The following is a 19113-nucleotide window of genomic DNA, read 5'->3' as shown; positions in this document are numbered from 1 at the left end:
GAAAGATCGTGGCCGAACCGGGACCGCACTTCTGCAAGGTCCCGGTTCGAGGCTTTCGGCTACTGCGCGGCGAGGCCCGCGCGCTTCATGACCTCGCCGAGGCTCGCGTCGTCGGCGGCCACGAGTTCGGTCGCCTCCTGCGGGCCGGCCCAGCGCATGCCGAAGCCGCGTTCGCGCATGAAGTTGCCGTAGGTCTCGGAGTTGTAGGCCTTCTCCAGGGCTTCCGAGAGGCGCGCCTTGACGTCCTCCGGCAGGCCCTTGGGCGCGGCGACGGCGCGCCAGACCGAGAGCGTCCAGTCCGACCCGGTGGATTCGGCGAGCGTCGGCACGTTCGGGAAGAGCGGCTGGCGCTCGGCGGACATGGTGGCCAGCGGCAGCACCCGCCCGGCGTCGATCATCGACCGTCCTTCGGCGAGCGAGGTCGGCACGAGGTCCACGCCGCCCGCCACCATGTCGGTGATGCCGGCGGCCGCGCCTTGGCTCGGCACCCAGGTCACCTGACCGGGGTCGAGCTCTTCCGACAGAAGCCAGCCGGCCAGACCGAGATGCCAGATGCCGCCCTGGCCGGTGCCGGAGCCGGTAAACGTGCCCTTGGGGTTCGTGCGGATCGCCTCGAGGAGACTTTCGATCGTCTTGTGCTCGGAATCGGCCGATACCATGATGCCGCCGGGGTCGGCGTTGACGATGCCCAGGATGTCGAACTGCTCGTGGGTGAGGTCCGTCAGCCCCTGCCAGTGCATCATGCCGATCTCGATCGTCATGATGCCGATCGTGTAGCCGTCGGCCGGAGCCGTCGCGATGGCGCTGTGGCCGACGACGCCCGAGCCGCCGGTGCGGTTCACGACGTTGATCGGCTGGCCGAGATCCTCCTGTAGGACGGCCGCGAGGATGCGCCCGACCGCATCCGTGCCGCCACCGGCGCCCCACGGCACGATCATTTGGATGGGCCGTTCGGGGAACGACGACTGGGCGACGGCCGGTGCGGCGAATGCGGCGGCGAACACGGCCGCAGCAGCGAGCCTCAGGGCCAGGATGCGTTTCATGGTTCCTCCCGGGAGCACAGACTTCGATAGAAGTCGTCTTCTTCGGACACCGCATTCCTCCCGCGATGGCCATGGATCGAACTATCCGGGCGGTCGACCAAGCCTGTCAATCCTGATGAAGGAAGCTGACGATTGAGTGTCTCCTTGAGGAAAGACGAATCCGTCGCCTGTATTTTCGGAAAACTCGGACTTTTCGCCTCTTCCTAATATCCGGTGATGCTGGGGCTATCACGGACTTGTGAGAAAATTTCGATGCGAATACCCATCGGGCGCGAAACTGTGCCTCCTCCGACCGAGCATGGATGTCGATCGGGAATGCGGGGGGGGCGATTGATTCTGTTTGAGAACGATCCGCGAATCCCCTGCGGGCGGGCTCGGTTCAAGCGGTGGCTGGAGAAGGGCCGCCGACGGCTTATCCCACTTCGGCGTCACCATGTCGGAGGCAGAGCGGCGCGGGCGCATCGTCGTCGACTGGCGGCGCAACGAGAGGGGGCAAACGGCTTGCGCCTGGGCAGCTTCAAGCAGCAAATGCCTTTTCGCCGGATGAGGGGATAAAGCGCCTATCCGGCTTGGATCCGTGAAAGGGCTACGACCGCACGCGTAAACCGATCGCCAGGGCACTGGTCCACGCCGTCGAGGACGAGAATTGCGTTTCGGCTCGGCGGTCGATGCCACCTATCCAGCTGAACCGGCAGATCGCACGTCGTCCGGATCCAGGCCCACAAGCGTTCGATAAAGGGCCGGGTCCGTCGCGCCCTCCGTGTTGATCACGAGGACCCGCGAGCCGGCACCCAGCGCAAGATGCCGACGCATATCGACGCTCCGCATAGCCACGACGAGGCCGGCAAGTCCGGCACCGCCGCTTTCGCCGGAGACGATCGCGGGATCGTCCCCCGCTGGGCGGGCCAAGCGGTTCATGGCGTCGAGCGCGTCGATTTCATCAACGGCTATGAAGGCGTCCGCGACGCGCGACAGGATGCGCCAGGCGACGAGCGAGGGCTCATAGCATTCCAGCATGGCCATCACGGTCGGCTCGCCCTGGTCCAACTTCACCGGACGCCCGGCCTTCGCGCTTTCGACGAGACAGGCGGCTCGTGCGGGATCGACAACCACGATCGTCGGGCACCGGTCGCCGAGCATGAGTGCCATATGGCCCGCGACCGCAGCTGCGAAGCCGCCCACCCCCGACTGAAGGAAGACATGTGTCGGCGGTTCGGGAAGGCGGCCGAGGGCCTCGCGAACCATGAGTGTGTAGCCCTGCATGACGAGAGACGGGATCCGTTCGTAGCCCGGCCACGACGTGTCGGAGACGACGATCCAGCCGCGCTCTTCGGCGATCTCGGCGGCGCGGGCGACCGAGTCGTCGTAGTTGCCCTCGACACGGATGATCCCGGCACCGAACCGGGCGATGGCGGCGACCCGCTCGTCGCTCACGCCCGAATGCACGAAGATGGCCGCCTTCGCTCCCACCCGGCTCGCCCCTTGCGCGACCGAACGGCCATGATTGCCGTCCGTGGCACAGGCGACTGTCATCGACGAGGCGACCGTCGTCACCGCCGGGCTTGCGAGCTCGGTGAAGCAGAGCGTCCGGCCGAGGCGACGCGACGCTTCCTCGAGGACGAGGCACGCCACAGCATAGGCGCCGCCGAGAGCCTTGAAGGAGCCGAGCCCGAGACGCCGGCCCTCGTCCTTCACGTAGAGACGTGTGACCCCGAGTTCGGCCGCCAAGGCGCCGAGTTCGTAGAGCGGTGTTTCCGGGCGTTCAGCCTGCGTTTCGATCCAACGCCGGGCGGCATCGGCGCCCGAGGGGCCAAGCATCGAAGCGTCGATTGCATCCAGCGGCCGGCCGCGTTCCGGCAGCGTGTTCAACACGAGCATGACCGATCTCCCGTGCCGTTGCGCCACGGCATCCCTGTCGCTCAGATGACCATATCGAGGAAGCGGCGCGTGCGCTCCTGCCGCGGGTTGTCGAAGAACTCGGCGGGCGTGGCCGTCTCGACGATCCGACCCTCCTCCATGAAGACGACGCGGTCCGCGACCTGCCGGGCGAACCCCATCTCGTGGGTGACCACCACCATGGTCATGCCGTCCTCGGCGAGCGTCACCATCGTGTCGAGGACCTCCTTGACCATCTCGGGATCGAGGGCCGAGGTCGGCTCGTCGAAGAGCATCGCGCGGGGCCGCATGCACAAGGCCCGGGCGATGGCGACGCGCTGTTGCTGGCCGCCCGAGAGCTGGCCGGGATATTTGTCGGCCTGTTCCGGGATGCGGACGCGCTCGAGGAAGCGCATGGCTACCTCGCGCGCCTCCGCTCGCGGCGTGCCGCGCGCCAGCACCTGCGGCATCAGGCAGTTGTCGAGGACGGTCATGTGCGGGAACAGGTTGAAGTGCTGGAACACCATGCCGACCTCGCGCCTGATGGCGTCGACGTTCTTGAGGTTGGCGTCGAGGTGGACGCCGTTCACGGTGACCTCGCCCTCCTGGAACTCCTCGAGACGGTTCACGCAGCGGATAAGGGTCGACTTGCCCGACCCGGAAGGACCGCACAGGACGATGCGCTCGCCTTGGCGTACGTCGAGATCGATGTCGCGAAGGGCATGGTAGTTGCCGTACCATTTCTGGAGGGCGCGGACCCGGATGAACGGTTCCGGCGACGGTTGGACGGCCAAGGCGACGGCGCTCATCGGCGCTCCCTTTCGGCAAGTCGGGTCTCCAGCCACAGCGAGTAGCGCGAGATCCCGTAGCAGATTGCGAAGTAGACGGCGGCGACGAAGAGGTAGGTCTCCGTGTAGGGGGCGGGCCACAGCGGATCGGTGGCTGCGGCCCGTCCGGCGCTCAGCATGTCGAAGACTCCCACGATCATGACGAGGCTGGTGTTCTTGACCATGACGATCGCGGTGTTGGTCAGGGGCGGCACGACCTTCTGGATCGCCTGCGGCAGGACCACGTGCCACACGACCTTCCAGCCGGGAATGCCCAGAGCCTTGGCGGCCTCCGCCTGGCCCCCGGGCACGCCCTGCAATCCTCCGCGCACCACCTCGGCGAGGTAGGCCGCCGAAAAGACCGTGAGGGCGGCGAGCGTGCGCCCCAGCTTGTCGATCGACAGGCCGACGGGAAGCAGCAGCGGCAGCAGGATCGATGCGACGAACAGGAGCCCGACCAGCGGCAGGCCGCGCACGAGTTCGATCGTCAGGACGGAGAGCCATCGGAATACCGGAAGTTTCGAACGCCGCCCGAGGGCGAGGACGACCGAGAAGGGAAAGCCGAGGCCGAGCGACAGGACCGCGAGGAGCAGCGTGACCGGCAGGCCGCCCCAGCGGCTCGTGGGCACGAACTCCATACCGAGGAAGCCGCCCCACATCAGCCCCAGCATCGCGCCGAGAAGCAGGCCCCAGGCGGCGATGAGCCGGCCGCCCCACATCCGCGGCGACAGGGTGGCCAGAAGGCCTGCGAGGATCAACGCGATCACCGCGAGCGGGCGCCACTGCTCGGCGGGCGGGTAGGTGCCGAACAGGATCAGCCGCAGCTTGTCGGCGAGGTAGGCCCAGCAGGCGCCGCCATCGCGGCAGGCGTCGGGCCCGGCGACCCAGACGGCATCGAAGACACCCCAGCGCAGGATCGAGGGGAGCGCAAGAAGCAGAAGACCGCCGGTCGCGACCGTCAGCGCCGCGCTCGCCATATCGGCGAAGAGGACCCGGTGGACGCTCCTGCGCGGCTTGGGCGGTGCGGTCCGCGCACTGGTCTGCATGGAAAGGGCTGCGTCCGTCATCTCTGCACCAGCGCGACTTTGCGGTTGAGCCAGTTCATGGCGCCGGAGACCGAGAGGCTGATGGCGAGGAAGACGCCGAGCAGCACGAGGAGGCTCTCGATGGCCTGTCCGGTCTGGTTGATCACGGTGCCGATCACGAGGCCGAGTTCCGGATATCCGACGGCCAGGGCCAGCGTCGTGTTCTTGGCCGCCGACACGTATTGGCTCGTCATCGGGGGAATGATGACCCGCAGCGCCTGGGGTGCCACGACCTTGCGCAGGATCTGCCCCTCGGTCAGGCCGAGGGCGCGCCCCGCCTCCCACTGACCTCGTGCGACGGCATCGATCCCGCCGCGCACGATCTCGCCGACGAAGGCCGACGTGTAGAGGACGAGGCCGATCATCAGGGCGGCGAACTCGGACGACAGGCGCATTCCGCCCGTGAAGTTCAGGCCGCGAAGCTCGGGGCTGGTCGCAGACAGTTGCGCTCCCGCCGCCGCGGCGACCATGACGGCGGTGATCAGGCTCCCAAGGGCAAGCGAGGGATAAAGCCACCGCCCGCTCAGCCTGCCGCGGCCGAACCGCAGGCCGACCCACACGATGGCGGCCGCAGCGACCAGAGCACCGATCCAGAACGCCGAGGCGTTGCCATCGACCGAGAGCGACGGCACGTAAATGCCGCGCAGGGACAGATAGACGCCGGGAAACGGGTTGAGGGCCTGCCGGGGCGCCGGCAGCGCCGTCGTCAGGAGGGCGTACCAGAAAAGAAGCTGGACGATCAGCGGCGTGTTGCGCGCCGTGGTCACGAAGCATCCCGTGACCGCCGACAGGAGCGGGTTGGCGGAGCGCCGTGCGAGGCCCACGACGGTTCCGAGAAGCGTCGCCAGCACCACCACCACGACCGACAGGAACAGGGTGTTGCCGATGCCGACCATGATCGCCCAGAGGAATGTGTCGCTCGGGCTGTAGGGCAGGACGCTCTCGGAGATCGGGAAGTTGGCCGAGCGCCAGAGGAAGTCCCAGCCGACCCGGATACCGCGGGCCGACAGGTTCTCGGCCGTGTTGGCGACGAGCCAGAGGAGCGAGGCTGCGAAGGCGGCGAGAAGAATGGCCTGCGCCGCGACGTTCCGAACCTTCTCGTTGTGAAGGAGCGAGCCGATCATCGTGCGACCCTCCCGTCCCGCCGCGCCCTCATTGGAAAGCCATCGGGAACATCAGCCCGCCGTCGCGGTAGAGCCGGTTGTAGCCACGCTCGATCTTGAGCGGGCTGTCCTTGCCGAGGCTGCGGTCGAACATCTCGGCGTAGTTCCCGAGCTGCTTGACGATCGTGTAGGCGAACGCCTCGTCCAGGCCGAGCGCCGCGCCATTGCCCGGCTCGACCCCGAGGAAGCGCTTCACGTAAGGGTCGTCCGAGCCCTTCATCTCGTCGACATTGGCGCTCGTGATCCCGAACATCTCGGCGGCGATCGGGGCCTGGATCGACCATTTGACGATGTCGAACCACTGGTCGTCGCCGTGCCGGACCGCCGGCGTCAGCGCATCCATGTACTCGGTTGCCGGGAAGATGACGAAGTCGTCGGGATTGGTGGTCTGCGAGGCGCGCACGGAGGCAAGCGCCGCCGCGTCGGTGATCAGGGCGTCGCAGCGGCCGGAAAAGAAGGCCTGCCTCGTGGCCGCGACGTTGTCGAACACCACGGGATTGAGCTGGAGGTTCAGCTTGTTGGAAACATCGTTGACGACGACCTCGGTGGTGGAGCCGGTCTGGACGCAGACCGAAGCACCCGTCATGTCCTCGACCTTGGTCACCCCGAGATCCTTCAACACCATGAAGCCCGTGAACTCGTAGTAGTTCGGAAAGGTCGGGTTGATGCCGTTGCCGTCGCGACGGAGCGTCCAGGTGAGCGTGCGCGGCAGGACGTCGATCTCGCCGGTCTGGAGCGCGGGAATGCGCTGCTGGCCGCTGAGGGGCACGAATTCGACCTTCGTCGCATCACCGAAGACGGCGGCCGCGACGGCACGGCAGGTGTCGACGTCGAGCCCCTTCCATTCCCCGTTCGCGTCGGGCGCGCCGAACCCGACCGTGCCCTGGCTCGCTCCGCAGACGACGTGACCGCGTTGCCTGACGGTCTCGAGGGTCGTCGCCGCGCTCGCGGGAAGCGCGGGCAGGATGCCGAGGACGGCGGAGGCGGCGAGGCATGCGATCGTTCGCGTTGCGCGGGTCATCGTTCGGTCTCCGAGAGGCGTTGGGTTGGGGATGCGGTCAGGCGGCGTCGGATCGGCGGACGGCGGCGGCTGCCACGGCCTCGACAATGGGCTCGAGATCGGCCCACAGGTCGGCCGGGTCCTCGACGCCGATCGAGATGCGCAGGATCGTGCCGCCGTGGGGCGCCGGCCCGAGATGCCGGTCCTTGGCGACGTTCATCGGCGCGAGGAGGCTGTGCGTGCCGCCCCAGGAGGCGCCGATCGAGAAGGCTTTTGTTGCGGTCAGGAGGTCCGGCAAGGTGGCCTCCGCCGCCTGCGGGATGACGAGGCTGAAGACGCCGCTCGAGCCCGCGAAGTCGCGCTTCCAGAGGTCGTGCCCGGGGAAGGAGGGCAGGGCGGGATGCAGTACGAGTTCCGGCGGTACGTGGTCCGCGATCCGCTCGGCGAGGTCGAGGGCGACGCGCGACGCGTGGGCAAGACGGACACCCATCGTCTCCAGACCACGGAGCGCCAGCGCCACCTCGTCGGGCGACACGCCGTAGCCCAGCATCCGCATCGTGTCCTTCAGCCGGCGGTGAAGGGGCAGGTCACGAACGGTGATGGATCCCATCAGGAGATCGGAATGCCCGCCGACATACTTGGTGAGCGCTTCCATCGCGAAGTCGACGCCATGGTCGAGCGGCTTGAAGTGGAGGGGCGTCGCCCAGGTGTTGTCGCAGCCGACCAGGGCGCCATGCTCATGAGCGACGCGCACGATGGCGGGGATGTCCTGGATGTCCATCGTCGTGGAGCCGGGCGACTCCGTCCATACCAGCTTGACGCTCGGATCCATCTGCTCGGCGATGCCGGCCCCTGCGAGCGGGTCGTAGATCCGGTACCGGATGCCGCGGGGCTCCAGAAAGTTGGCGCACAGGCCCTTGGTCGGCGGATAGGCGGTGTCGGGAACCAGCACCGTGTCGCCGGGCATCAGCACCGTCTGGAACACGACGGCTGTGGCAGCCTGGCCCGAGGGAACGAGAGCGGTGCGGACGCCCCGGTGCAGCCCCGTCAGCGCGGCTTCGAGCGCGCGGGTCGTCGGCGTGCCGTGCAGGCCGTAGGTATAGCCGTCCGGCCCGCGCTTGCCGCGCTCGGCATAGGACTGGGCGTCGGCGAAGACGATCGTCGAGGCGCGGTGGGTGGGAACGGCAAGGCTGGCATAGCCATCGTGTGGAACGGGTTGGCGCAGGACACAGAGCGTCTGGTCGCGCATGGCGGTCTCCCGGAACAGGCTGGAATTGCCTGGCCATCCAAACCCAGACGACCTAGAAGAACAATTGACGCATCGGCCTGACTCCATGCGTAAATCTTATGGGATGGGAGGCTGCATGAACTTGCGGCAGATCGAGGCCTTCCGCGCGGTCATGTTGAGCGGCACCGTCTCGCGTGCCGCTGAACTCCTCGGCGTGACGCAGCCTGCCGTCAGTCGCTGCGTGTCCGAGCTCGAGGCGCGCGTCGGGTTCTTCTTGTTCGATCGCGTGAAGGGGCGGCTGGTGCCGACGCCGGAGGGCCAGCTCTTCTTCCGAGAGGTCGACGCGAGCTTTGTCGGGCTCGACCGTCTTCGGGCCTCCGCCGCCCGCATCCGTGACTTCGGAACGGGCAGTATCCGGATCGCGAGCCTCGCCGCGCTCGGTTCCACCTTGGTGCCGCGGGCGATCCGCATGTTCCGCGAGCAGCACCCGCACGTCACAATCAGCCTGACCGTCGCTTCCTCGTCGACAGTGCGCGACCATGTGGCCGGCGGCCAGTACGACATCGGCCTTGCCGCCGACGAGGTGGACCTGTCGGGGGTCGATCACCAAGCGTTCGGCAGCTTTCCGGGTGTCTGCGCCATTCCCGGTGGCCACCCCCTGAGCCGACTGGAGGTCGTCACGCCCGCGGATCTCGACGGCGTGGACTATGTCGCGCTTTCACCGGAAGATCGCGCCCGCCGTCGTCTCGATGTCGAGCTTGAGGCCGTCGGCTCGAAGCCGCGGCTCGTCGTCGAGACGATCTACTCGTCGACCATATGCGCGCTGGCGCTGGAAGGTGTGGGCGTCGGTCTCGTCAATCCGCTTTCGGCCGAGGGATTTGCCGAGCGCGGCGTGGTGTTCCGCCCGTTCAAGCCGGACATCACCTTCCGAAGCCATCTCCTGTTCCGGCCCGACACACAGAAGGGAGCGATCGTGCGACGGTTCACCGGCGCCCTCTTGGCGGCAAGGTCGGCACGGCCTTCCGGTTGAGATCGGGCGGCGCAGAACTGGCCGCCTTCCGCCGCCATCCCGTTCCGGGTCCGACCCTATGGGAGAGGACTTGCTGGATCTGCTCGATCGCCTCCGCGTGTCATCGACGCATCGTCCGACCGCCTTCTGACCTCCGCTTCCCCGGTGCCCACTGGCGCGACGGAGAAGGAAGCGGTCGGGCCACTTCGATCATCATCCAGGCGACAGTGGACATTGAGAACGGGCGTCTCCTAGCGCCGACGATCATCCCGTCGGGGCGATGTCCCCGAAGCGCGCTCCACAAGTGAGCGGGCCAGTTCGACCGGGCGTGCGGGACGCCCGGGACTGCCCATCTCCTCGCAGAGAATGTCGATCGCGACCGCCCCGAGGGTATGCTCGGGACTATGCACGCTGGTCATTGGGGGAGTGGAAGACCGCACCGGGCGGGTCGTCCATTCCGACCGCCGAAACCTGACCAGGCACATCGATGGCGTCACGCGCGAGCTGGATCAACGCCCCGCCGGACAAGCTGTCGGCGACGAGGTCCGAAGTGCCGTCCGACCCGAAGTCGTTCGTGGCGTCGCGCCAACCCCGAACCAGCGCTCGATGGTGTGCCGGCCGGGCCGGGTCAGGAACAGGATGCGCTCGTGGCCGAGCCGAAGCCTGCGCGCCGAGTCCTTGGTCGAGACGCGAGTTTCGGCCGGCGCGATCGAGTTCGTCTATACTCATGGCGACCGCCTGATCCCCGTCAGCGCGCGGCTCTCGCTTGCCCGGCCGATCCACATGGGCCCGGGCACCCGTCCTTACGCTTTCGGGCGGGGCAGGACCGGCGAGAACCGGAAATATACCGACGTCGACCCCGTGCCGTGGCGGAGCTGCGCTGATGCCCGAGACCTTCCTTCGCCGTGCGCTTCGGGCGGGCGGCCCGATCGCCCACTGGCAGATCGGCACGGCAGGCGAGACCCGCTACGACGTGCCCGACCAGCCGATGTCGGGCGAGATGGACCCGTTCTTCTTCCTCGCCGGCTCGCTTCCGCCGGAAGCCACGTTCCGCCGCTCGCGCCGGATGGAGGCCGAGCCGTCGAGAGGCGGCGCGCAGCGCGTTCGCGCCTTGTTCGAGCTCGTCGTCACCGGCCCGACCGCAGGCAACGAAGTCCGTCTTGCCGGTACCCGCGCGCTCTGGTGCGTCCGCCTGCCGGACAAGGGCGAGGGGGTCGACGCGCTGAAGGTCCGCTTCGGCGGGCTGGCGGTGGCGGAAGGCGAGGGCGGCCGGCCTGTGGTGGAGGACCCCGACTGCGGTATGGTCACCCTCCGTGCCGACGGGGGCGCGGAGGCGGAGGGGCGCATGATCGATCCGAAGAGCTTCACCATCGAGGGCCGGCGCTAGATGCTTCTCCTGGCTCAAGCGACCGCGGCGGCCTGACGCCGCGCTTCGACCAATCAACGTCTTCGGCCTGCGGGAGGCGGGCCATTCTCGAGAGGGATTCATGAAAGCCGTCATCGCAGGCCTCGTCGTCGCCCTGTCCGCCTCTGCCGCCCACGCGGCGGACGTGCGCATCCTCTGGTACTCGGACGGCGTGGAGGGCGAAGTCATGAAGGATCTCCTGTCGCGCTTCCACGAGCAGAATCCGGATATCAACGTCACGCTGGACAACGTGGCCTTCCAGGTGGTCCGAGAACAGCTGCCGATCCAGCTCGAGGCGGGGCAGGGGCCGGACATCGCTCGCGTCACCGAACTCAAGCCGCTCTCGCGCCACTGGCTCGACCTCACGCCCTATCTCAAGAACGTCGAGGGCTTCGAAGCCGCCTATGGCGACCAGCTCGATTGGATGCGGCCGGACAACTCCGACATCATCCCCGGCTTCATGACGCAGATCACCCTGTCCAGCGGCTTCGCCAACAAGACGCTGTTCGATCGGGCCGGCGTCGCGCTACCGGGCGAGGGGGCGACCTGGGACCAGTGGATGGAGGCGGCGAGAACCGTGGCGGCGAGCCAGCAGGTGCCGATCCCGGCCGCGATCGACCGGTCGGGCCACCGCATCAGCGGCCCGAACCTTTCCTTCGGCGCCAACTACATCGCCGTCGACGGCTCTCCGGCCCCCGTCGATGCGGGCGTCAGGGCCTTTACCGAAAAGTTCGTCGGCTGGAACAGGGACGGCACGATCAACCCCGAGGTCTGGGTCACGGCGGCCGGCACGACCTATCGGGCGGCCGCCGAGGACTTCGTCAACGGCCAGGTCGCCTTCTACTATTCCGGCTCCTGGCAAATTCCGAACTTCTCGCGGCAGATCGGCGACGCCTTCGACTGGGTCGCGACGGGAAGCCCCTGCGGACCATCGGCCTGCACCGGCATCCCGGGCGGCGCAGGCCTCGTCGCGGTAAAATACACCAAGGAACCGGAAGCCGTCGCGCGCGTGATGGAGTATCTCGCCAGCGAGCCGGTGGCGCGCGAGTTCGCGGCCCGTTCGCTCTTCCTGCCCGCGAACAAGGCCGTACGGGACTCGGGCGTCGAGTACCGGACAGAGGATCCGCAGGTCGCGGCCGCTCTGGAGAAGCTTCTCGCAGCCCAGAAGACGACCTCGGACGAGGCGCAGCGCCTGCCGGGCTGGCGCTGGTCGTCGGCCTATTATGGCGCGCTCGTCAACCGCGTCAGCCAGGTGATCGCGGGCGAACTCTCGTTCGACCAAGCCTATGCGCGGATCGACGTCGACGTCAGGGACGCGGTCGCAGCGGCCCAGTGATAAGCTGCGACGGCGGGAGGCTCGGGCGATGGGGCAGCGGAGCGATGGAAGGCCGGCGCGACCGTCGGGCTGGGAGCGGTGGTGTCCGCCCCCTCCGGCGGCTCCATCCCGGCCAGGCAGCGAGGCAGTGCCTCCATCTGCCGCATCAGCTGCGTGCGGCTGACTTCTTCTTCCATTGGATCGCTCCCAGGGCGTCCAGTCGGACCGGCTGTTCGACGATCGGCCGTTCCGCATCCCAGCGGTTCTCGATTGCCAAGAGCAGATCGCTCTTGGCCAGTCCATCAGAAGGACCCTGAATCCGATCGTGCTGCGGCGATCGACGGGGCCCGTTCCGAGCGAGCGGTATGAGGCGTCGGCGAAACGCGGTCGACGGCCCTTTCTACGATGGACATGTGACGGTGCATCGCGTCTGCCGCACGATCCGCGTCGCCGTCCAGGATGGCTGCGACGACATCGCCGTGCTCCCTTTGCGAATTCGCGATGCGGTGCAGCGCCTCGAACTGCATGCGGCGGAACGGAGCGAGGCGGCGGCGCACCGAGCGGGTGGTTTCCTCCAGGAAGCTGTTGTGGGAGCCGGCATAGAGCGCATCGTGGAACTGTTCGTTGTGCGCTCGATAGCCATCGACGTCGCCGCTCAGCACGAACTCGGCGCCGCGCGCATGGAGGTGCGAGAGCGCCTCGCACTCGGCAGGCGTCATGGCCTCCGCGGACAGCCGCGCGCACAGCGCCTCCAGTTCCCCCATGACCCGAAAGATGTCATGGAGCTCGCTCTCCGACACGTTGGTAACAATCGTGCCGCGATGCGGCCGCGAGCGGGCGAGCCCGATCGATTCAAGCTGGCGGAGGGCTTCGCGGATCGGTGTGCGCGAGACGCCGAACTCTGCCGCCAGGCCCATCTCGTCCAGCGCCTCGCCGGGCCGCAGGATGCCGTGGACGATACGATCCGACAGGATCTCACGGATCATGTCCGCCTGCGTGCGCTTCGTATGCTTAGTCATTGCGGCAGTATCAGGCGGCCCTGGCCCTGGACGCAACGTAGTTCCGCCAGCCGCCGAATTCGGTGATCTCCGTAGCGCCCGCGAGCGCCGCCGGCTCGCAGAGGAAGCCGGAGACCTCGGACCCGTCGTCCAGAATGAGCTTGCCGATACCGAGCGGCTGGGGAATGGCCGAAACGAAGCGGCCGAAGGCCGCCGGCGAGAGCTGCCAGATCTCCACTTCGATCCCCGGTCCCGCAAGACCCGGCTCGCGCACGAGTCCGGGCTTGGGCGGCGTCGTGCCGGCGAGGGCATAGAGGCGATATCCCGGCGCCGTGCGCGCTTGTGCCAAGAGCGTGCCGCCGAGCGTGGTCAGTTGGCTGTTGAGGGGCATGCCGGTGAGGTGGGCACCGACAACCGCGATGGCGATCGTCTCCGTTGGGACGTCCTCAACTGCGGGCGGGCACAGGTCGCGGTCGAGGCCCGCGCCGGTGCCGGCCGCCGCATGGAGCCGGGCGGCAAACGGGGCGAGGGCCTCGTCCGTGTCGGACGGCGCCACGAGCTGAACGCCGAAGGGCAGACCGGCGGGCGTGAAGCCGGCCGGCACCGCGATCGCGGCGCAACCGAAGAAATTGGCGAAGTTGGTGTAGCGGCCGAAGCGGGCGTTGAGGGCGACCGGGTCGCCCCGCATCGCCTCGACGGTCTGGATATCCGGCGAGGTCGGCAGGAGGAGGGCGTCGACATCAGCCCATTCCCGCTCGGCCTCGCGGCGCAGCGCCTCCAACCGGTAGCGCCCCGCGAAGGCGTCCACCGCGCTCATGCTGCGCGCGCCCTCGATGATCGTGCGAACCGTCGCGTCCATCGCCTCCGGCTTCTCGTCGATGAAGGGCTGCACGGCATGGAGCCGCTCGGCCACCCAGGGACCTTCGTAGAGCAGCGCCGCCGCCTCGCGGAACGGGCGGTAGTCGAAGGCGACGATCTCCGCACCGAGCGCTCGGGCGCGCTCGATGCTCGCCTCATAGAGCGCGCGATAGGCCGCATTGCCGAAGAATTCCAGCTCGCCTGCCTCCGGCACGCCGAGCCGAAGCCGTGCCGGCAACGCCGCCTCGCCGAAGCGTCGCGAGAAGGGATCGCTGTCCTCATACCCCTCGGCCACCCGCCGCGCCTCGATCCCGTCGGCGACGGAGGCGGCGAAGACGGTCACGACGTCGATCGAGCGGCAGGCCGGCACCACGCCCGCCGTCGGGATGCGGCCCGGAGAGGGCTTGATCCCGACGATGTTGTTGAACGCGGCGGGCACGCGGCCCGACCCTGCCGTATCCGTACCGAGCGAGAAGGCGGCGAGACCCGCCGCCACCGCGACGCCCGAACCCGACGACGAGCCGCCGGACACGTAGGCGGCGTCGAAGACGCAGCGCGGCGCGCCGTAAGGCGAACGCGTGCCGTTGAGGCCGGTGGCGAACTGGTCGAGATTGGTCTTCCCGATCACCAGGGCGCCTGCCGCCTTCAGCCGCGCCACGACCGGTGCGTCGGCCGTGGGCTCGTAGGCGAAGTCGGGACAGGCGACGGTGGTCGGCAGTCCCGCCACGTCGATATTGTCCTTGACTGCGAAGGGCAGGCCCCAGAGCGGCAGCGAGTTCGGCTCGGGCGCACGCGCAAGAAGCTCGGCGGTGGCGGCGTGGAGAGCGTCCGGCGCGGTGCGGGCGATGAAGATCGCGGGGTCGGCCTCGGCCAGCCGTTCGAGAAGCGCCCCCACCATGTCGGGGAGGGAGAGGCCTGCGGCATAGGCGGCGCGCAGTCGGGCGAAGTCGAGAACGGCGGGCAGGATCATGTCGGGGACTTTCGGAAAGGGTCAGGCTTCGTCGAGGATGCGCACAGGCGCCGCCCAGGAGATGAGGACGGTGCAGCCCTCCTCGGACCAGACGCTGTGGACGCTGCCCTGCGGATTGAGGACGACGTCGCCCACGCGATAAGTCCCGCGCTCGTCGCTCTGGCTGCCGTCGAGAACGAGGATGGTCTCGAGACCCATGTGCTCGTGGCGCGGCACGCTGGCGCCTGGCCGATAGCGCAAGAGGGCGAGCGCCGGGCCGCCATGCCCGTCCGGCCTCTGGAGATGGGCGATCTCGACGCCCTCGCGGAAGGCCTCGAAGGCGGCGTCGCGGAACGCACCGGTGACAAGGCCGGGAAAGTGGACAGGAAAGCTCATGCGAGGGCCTCCAGGATGGCGTCGGTCCCGGCGGTCCAGCCGACGATCGCACCTTGCGCGCGGATCATCGCGAGCGTCGCCGCCTTGAACTCGGGGAAATAGCTTTCGGTCGCGTCCTGCGCGAGCAGGCACTCGTAGCCCCGGTCGTTGGCCTCGCGCATCGTGGTCTGGACGCAGACCTCGGTGGTGACGCCGGCAAGCACGAGCTGCGTCAGGCCGAGGCGGCGGAGTTCGGCCTGCAGCGGCGTCGCATGGAAGGCACCCTTGCCGGGCTTGTCGAGCACGATCTCGCCGGGCAGGGGCGCGAGCTCGGGCACGATCTCGGCGCCCGGCTCGCCCCGGATCAGAATGCGCCCCATGGGGCCGGGATCGCCGATGCGCATTCCCGGTGCGCCACGCGCGAGCTTGGGCTGCGGGCAGTCGGAAAGGTCGGGCGCATGGCATTCGCGCGTGTGGATCACCGGCCGCCCGGCCTGCCGGAAACCCGCGATGAGTGTTGCCACCGTCGGCACGATCGCCTGGAGCGGGCGCACGTCGTTGCCCAGACTCTCGCCGAACCCGCCGGGTTCGAGGAAGTCGCGCTGCATGTCGATGACGACGAGGCCGACGCGGCTCGTGTCGAGCGCGAAGGGAAAGGGGAGGGCGGAGGCGATCGCCATCAGGCGTGCCCCGCCATGGCCCGGCCGATGGCGAACGGGTCGGCCGACGCGCCGCCCTTCGTCTCCATGACGATCTGCCCCTCGAAGAGGACCAGGATGCGGTCAGAGAGTGCGATCACCTCGTCGAGATCCTCGGACACGAGGAGCACGGCCGCGCCCCGGTTGCGCGCGGCGATCAGCTGGGCGCGGATGTCGGCGACCGCCCCGAAGTCGAGCCCGAAGCACGGGTTGGCGACGACGAGAAGGTCGGTCTCGCCCTGCAGCTCGCGGGCGAGCACCGCGCGCTGGACGTTGCCGCCGGACAGCGTCGCGATGGGCGAGGCGGGTGATTGCGTCTTCACCGAGTAGGCCGCGATCAGCCGCTCGGCGTCGCGTCGCATCCGGGCGCGGTCCAGGAGGCGGATCGGCGCGCCCGCCTCGTTGCGGTCGAACGTGCGGAAGGCGAGGTTGTCGGACACCGACATGCGGCCGACGCAGGCGTTGCGGAGCGGCTCCTCCGGCAGGCAGCGCACCTTTCGCGCCTGCGCCTCGGCGCGGCTCGCGCGGTAGGGCTTGCCGCCGACCTCCAGCAGGCCGCCGCCGACCGGCGTCTGGCCGGACAGGACCTCGACCAGCGTCGTCTGGCCGTTGCCCGAGATGCCGGCGATGCCGACGATCTCGCCCGGCGCCACATGGAGCCGGTCGATCTCGATGGCGCCTCGGCTGCCTGGCAGGCCGGCGTTCAGGTGTTCCAAGCGCAGCACCGGGGGCACTGCGGGCGACGTGGCGCGGGCCGGTGCTTCGGCGAGTTCGCGCTCGCCGATCATCAGTCGCGCCATCTCCTCGACGCCGAGGTCCGAGACCTGGCCGCCGCCGGCCGGGCGGCCCTTGCGCAAAACGCTGACCCGGTCGCAGAAGCGCGTGACCTCGGCGAACTTGTGGGTGATGAGGAGGACAGCCATGCCGGTCTCGGAGGCGCGGGTGCGCAGGAAGGACAGGACCTCCTCCGCCTCGTTCGGCGTCAGCACCGAGGTCGGCTCGTCGAGGACGAGGACGCGGGAGCCGAGATAGAGCTGCTTCAGGATCTCGGTCTTCTGCCGCTCGCCGGCCGACAGGCGGTCCACCGCGACGTCGAGCGGCACGCTGAGCGGCATCGTCTCCATGAAGGCGGCGAGGCGGCGGCGCTCAGCCTTCCAGTCGACGACGCGCGGCACGGTGGCGCCGGCCATCACGAGGTTTTCGAGGACGCTCATGGCGGGCGCCAGCGTGAAATGCTGATAGACCATGCCGAGGCCGAGCCGGCGCGCGTCGCGCGGGGAGGCGATCTCGACTTCGCGCCCGTCCAGCACCACCGCGCCGGCATCGGGCTGGTAATAGCCGAGGATGCATTTGACGAGCGTCGACTTGCCCGCCCCGTTCTCGCCGAGCAGGGCGTGGAACTCGCCGGGATGGAGCGCGATCGTCACGTCGTCCAGCGCCGTGAAGGCGCCGAAGCGCTTGGTGAGGCCGACGGCCTCCAAGAGCGGGCGGGGACCCCGCGTTTCGGGGGCCTCCGGCGCCTCGTCGGGCAGGGCGGCGAGCGCGCTCATCCGCCGATCGCCTCGATCAGTGCCGCGCTGGAAGCGACCGCGCCGAAGACGCCGCCCTGCATCGTCACCATCTTGATCGCGGCCTCGTGGTTGCCCCGGTCCGTCGCCCCGCAGCAGTCCTCGAGGATCACGCATTCGAAGCCGCGGTCGTTGGCCTCGCGCATGGTCGTGTGGACGCAGACGTCGGTGGTGATGCCGGTCAGCACGATGTTGCGGATGCCCCGCGCATGGAGGATCAGCTCGAGGTCGGTGGCGCAGAACGAGCCCTTGCCGGGCTTGTCGATCACGACCTCGCCGGGCAGGGGCGCGAGTTCGGGAATGATCTCCCAGCCCGGCTCTCCGCGCACGAGGATGCGCCCGCAGGGGCCGGGATCGCCGATGCCGGCGCCGATCTGTTGGCTGCGCCAGCGCTTGTTGGCGGGAAGGTCCGCCAGATCCGGCCGGTGCCCCTCGCGCGTGTGGATGATGGGATAGCCCTTGTCGCGCATAGCGGCGAGAAGGCTGCGGATCGGCTCGATCGGCGCGCGGGTCAGCGAGAGGTCGTAGCCCATCTTGTCGACGTAGCCGCCGGGGCCGCAGAAGTCGGTCTGCATGTCGATGATGACGAGGGCGGTGGTTTCCGGCGCGAGGCTCCCGTCATAGGGCCAGCGGTAGGGCGTGGAAGCGATCGTGAGACCGGCGGCGTTCAGCGTGTCCATCGCTCTCGCTCCTTATTCGGCGGCTTGGGGAAGAACTTCGCCATAGCGGCGCGTCGGGGCGGGAAAGCCGCAGGACGTGCCGTCCACGACCTTGACCTCGTCCTCCCAAGGAAGGCGATAGGAGCCGGCGACCATGTCCTGCATGTAGGTGTAAGGGCAGTCCTGCGCGCCGCCCATCACCGCGACGTAGCCTCGATGGCCGAGCTGGTAGATGTTGTTCTCGACGCCCCAGCCGCGCCTCGCCTCCCGCACGAGGTCGGGCCGGACTTCGGCCGTGATGATCTCGTCCACCCGGCCGGTGGTGCCGTGGGCAAGCACCGTGCCGTCGAAGTTCACGATCATCCCCTCGCCCATGGAATCGAACGAGCCGTCCGAGCCGGTGAGACACACATTGGCGGTCACCATCAGGTTGCAGAACGCGTTGGACTGGTTGGTGAAGCGCCAGCTTTCACGGATCGGGGCCGTGTAGCCGGCCGTGCGCAGCATGATTTCGGCGCCCTTGTAGGCGCATTCGCGCGCCATCTCAGGGAACATGCCGTCGTGGCAGATGATGAGGGCGAGTTTGGCGCCCTTCGGCCCGTCGATGACGGGGATGCCAAGGTTTCCCGGCTCCCAGGGCTCGACCGGCACCCAGGGGTGGAGCTTGCGGTAGTTCAGCGCGATCTCGCCCGTGTCGTCGATCACGAGGCCGGTGTTGTAGGGCATGCCGCCCGGGTTCAGCTCCATGATGGAGAAGCAGCCCCAGATGCGGTTGTCGCGGCACGCCTTCCGGAAGGCTTCCACTTCCGGCCCGTCCACCCGGCACATGATCGCGGGGTTCGTGTCCATCGACAGGCCGTGGAGCGCGTATTCCGGAAAGACTACGAGGTCCATGGTGCTCAAGTTGCGCCGCGCCTTGCCCACCATCTCGACGATGCGCGCCGTCTGGCGCTTCAGGTCGTCCGGGGTGACGACCGTCGGGAGCTGCAGTTGCACGCAGCCGATGACGACGCCGTTGTCCGATTTGTTCAGTCCGCCGAGGCCGTTCATGCCGGGCT

General features: G+C 68.5%; 18 protein-coding genes. 3 read left to right on the top strand and 15 right to left on the bottom strand.

Translation table 11 applies throughout. The features are described from left to right. Positions 1–59: 59 nt before the first annotated feature. The 7 genes from O5O54_RS07095 to O5O54_RS07065 all read right to left on the bottom strand — a co-directional run bounded on the left by O5O54_RS07095 (position 60) and on the right by O5O54_RS07065 (position 8242). Positions 60–1043 carry a tripartite tricarboxylate transporter substrate binding protein gene (locus tag O5O54_RS07095; RefSeq protein ID WP_279480148.1) on the bottom strand — a complete coding sequence of 328 codons (984 nt, stop codon included), beginning with the start codon at positions 1041–1043 and terminating at the stop codon, positions 60–62. Between the two features lie 675 nt (positions 1044–1718). After that, on the bottom strand, positions 1719–2921 hold the full coding sequence (locus O5O54_RS07090) for a diaminopropionate ammonia-lyase (RefSeq protein ID WP_279480147.1): 1203 nt from the start codon (positions 2919–2921) through the stop codon (positions 1719–1721). Between the two features lie 41 nt (positions 2922–2962). After that, on the bottom strand, positions 2963–3727 hold the full coding sequence (locus O5O54_RS07085) for an amino acid ABC transporter ATP-binding protein (protein WP_279480146.1): 765 nt from the start codon (positions 3725–3727) through the stop codon (positions 2963–2965). Then, on the bottom strand, positions 3724–4791 hold the full coding sequence (locus O5O54_RS07080; RefSeq protein ID WP_279480145.1) for an amino acid ABC transporter permease: 1068 nt from the start codon (positions 4789–4791) through the stop codon (positions 3724–3726). The genes O5O54_RS07085 and O5O54_RS07080 overlap by 4 nt, the downstream gene beginning before the upstream one ends. Before the next feature lie 17 nt (positions 4792–4808). Further along, positions 4809–5954, bottom strand: coding sequence for an ABC transporter permease subunit (locus O5O54_RS07075; protein ID WP_279480144.1), 1146 nt, complete (start codon positions 5952–5954; stop codon positions 4809–4811). 28 nt (positions 5955–5982) lie between these two features. Then, entirely contained in the window at positions 5983–7014 is a 1032-nt protein-coding gene (locus O5O54_RS07070; protein WP_279480143.1) for an amino acid ABC transporter substrate-binding protein, read from the bottom strand. A 37-nt stretch (positions 7015–7051) separates the two neighbouring features. Beyond that, entirely contained in the window at positions 7052–8242 is a 1191-nt protein-coding gene (locus tag O5O54_RS07065; RefSeq protein ID WP_279480142.1) for a PLP-dependent aspartate aminotransferase family protein, read from the bottom strand. A gap of 115 nt (positions 8243–8357) precedes the next feature. On the opposite strand from O5O54_RS07065, the gene O5O54_RS07060 reads away from it, so the two are divergent. After that, positions 8358–9251: a LysR substrate-binding domain-containing protein gene (locus O5O54_RS07060; protein ID WP_279480140.1), complete on the top strand. Its 894-nt coding sequence runs from the start codon at positions 8358–8360 to the stop codon at positions 9249–9251. Positions 9252–9481: 230 nt separating this feature from the next. Here O5O54_RS07060 and O5O54_RS22415 read toward each other — a convergent pair whose 3' ends face one another. Next, positions 9482–9715 carry a substrate-binding domain-containing protein gene (locus O5O54_RS22415; RefSeq protein WP_407061668.1) on the bottom strand — a complete coding sequence of 78 codons (234 nt, stop codon included), beginning with the start codon at positions 9713–9715 and terminating at the stop codon, positions 9482–9484. Positions 9716–10113: 398 nt separating this feature from the next. Between O5O54_RS22415 and O5O54_RS07055 the strand changes: the two genes are divergently transcribed. Then, positions 10114–10617, top strand: coding sequence for a hypothetical protein (locus tag O5O54_RS07055; protein WP_279480139.1), 504 nt, complete (start codon positions 10114–10116; stop codon positions 10615–10617). 100 nt (positions 10618–10717) lie between these two features. After that, the gene (locus tag O5O54_RS07050) at positions 10718–11971 is read left to right on the top strand and encodes an ABC transporter substrate-binding protein (RefSeq protein ID WP_279480137.1); all 1254 of its coding nucleotides are present in this window, start codon (positions 10718–10720) and stop codon (positions 11969–11971) included. A 281-nt stretch (positions 11972–12252) separates the two neighbouring features. Here the strand turns inward: O5O54_RS07050 and O5O54_RS07045 are convergent, their stop codons facing one another. The 7 genes from O5O54_RS07045 to O5O54_RS07015 are packed head-to-tail and all read right to left on the bottom strand — an operon-like array spanning position 12253 to position 19105. After that, a complete protein-coding gene (locus O5O54_RS07045) occupies positions 12253–12969 on the bottom strand; it encodes a GntR family transcriptional regulator (protein WP_279480135.1) in 717 nt (238 codons plus the stop codon). Between the two features lie 10 nt (positions 12970–12979). Next, positions 12980–14773 carry an allophanate hydrolase gene (gene atzF / locus O5O54_RS07040; RefSeq protein ID WP_279480403.1) on the bottom strand — a complete coding sequence of 598 codons (1794 nt, stop codon included), beginning with the start codon at positions 14771–14773 and terminating at the stop codon, positions 12980–12982. 24 nt (positions 14774–14797) lie between these two features. After that, positions 14798–15151 (bottom strand): cupin domain-containing protein, encoded by a 354-nt coding sequence (locus tag O5O54_RS07035; RefSeq protein ID WP_279480133.1) that lies wholly within the window; start codon positions 15149–15151, stop codon positions 14798–14800. Next, positions 15148–15810, bottom strand: a complete 663-nt coding sequence (locus O5O54_RS07030; protein ID WP_279480130.1) for a cysteine hydrolase — start codon at positions 15808–15810, stop codon at positions 15148–15150. Before O5O54_RS07030 ends, O5O54_RS07035 begins: the two co-directional genes overlap by 4 nt. After that, on the bottom strand, positions 15810–17378 hold the full coding sequence (locus O5O54_RS07025; RefSeq protein ID WP_279480129.1) for an ABC transporter ATP-binding protein: 1569 nt from the start codon (positions 17376–17378) through the stop codon (positions 15810–15812). Before O5O54_RS07025 ends, O5O54_RS07030 begins: the two co-directional genes overlap by 1 nt. Continuing rightward, positions 17375–18076 (bottom strand): cysteine hydrolase, encoded by a 702-nt coding sequence (locus O5O54_RS07020; protein WP_279480128.1) that lies wholly within the window; start codon positions 18074–18076, stop codon positions 17375–17377. The genes O5O54_RS07025 and O5O54_RS07020 overlap by 4 nt, the downstream gene beginning before the upstream one ends. A gap of 12 nt (positions 18077–18088) precedes the next feature. Next, complete coding sequence (locus tag O5O54_RS07015) at positions 18089–19105, bottom strand: formamidase (protein WP_279480126.1); 1017 nt, start codon at positions 19103–19105, stop codon at positions 18089–18091. Positions 19106–19113: the final 8 nt, after the last annotated feature.

Origin of the sequence: Aureimonas sp. SK2 (genome assembly GCF_029813115.1) — a bacterium.
GTDB lineage: Bacteria > Pseudomonadota > Alphaproteobacteria > Rhizobiales > Rhizobiaceae > Aureimonas.
Note: the sequence above shows the minus strand (reverse complement) of the source record. Positions and strands in the feature narration are given on the sequence as shown.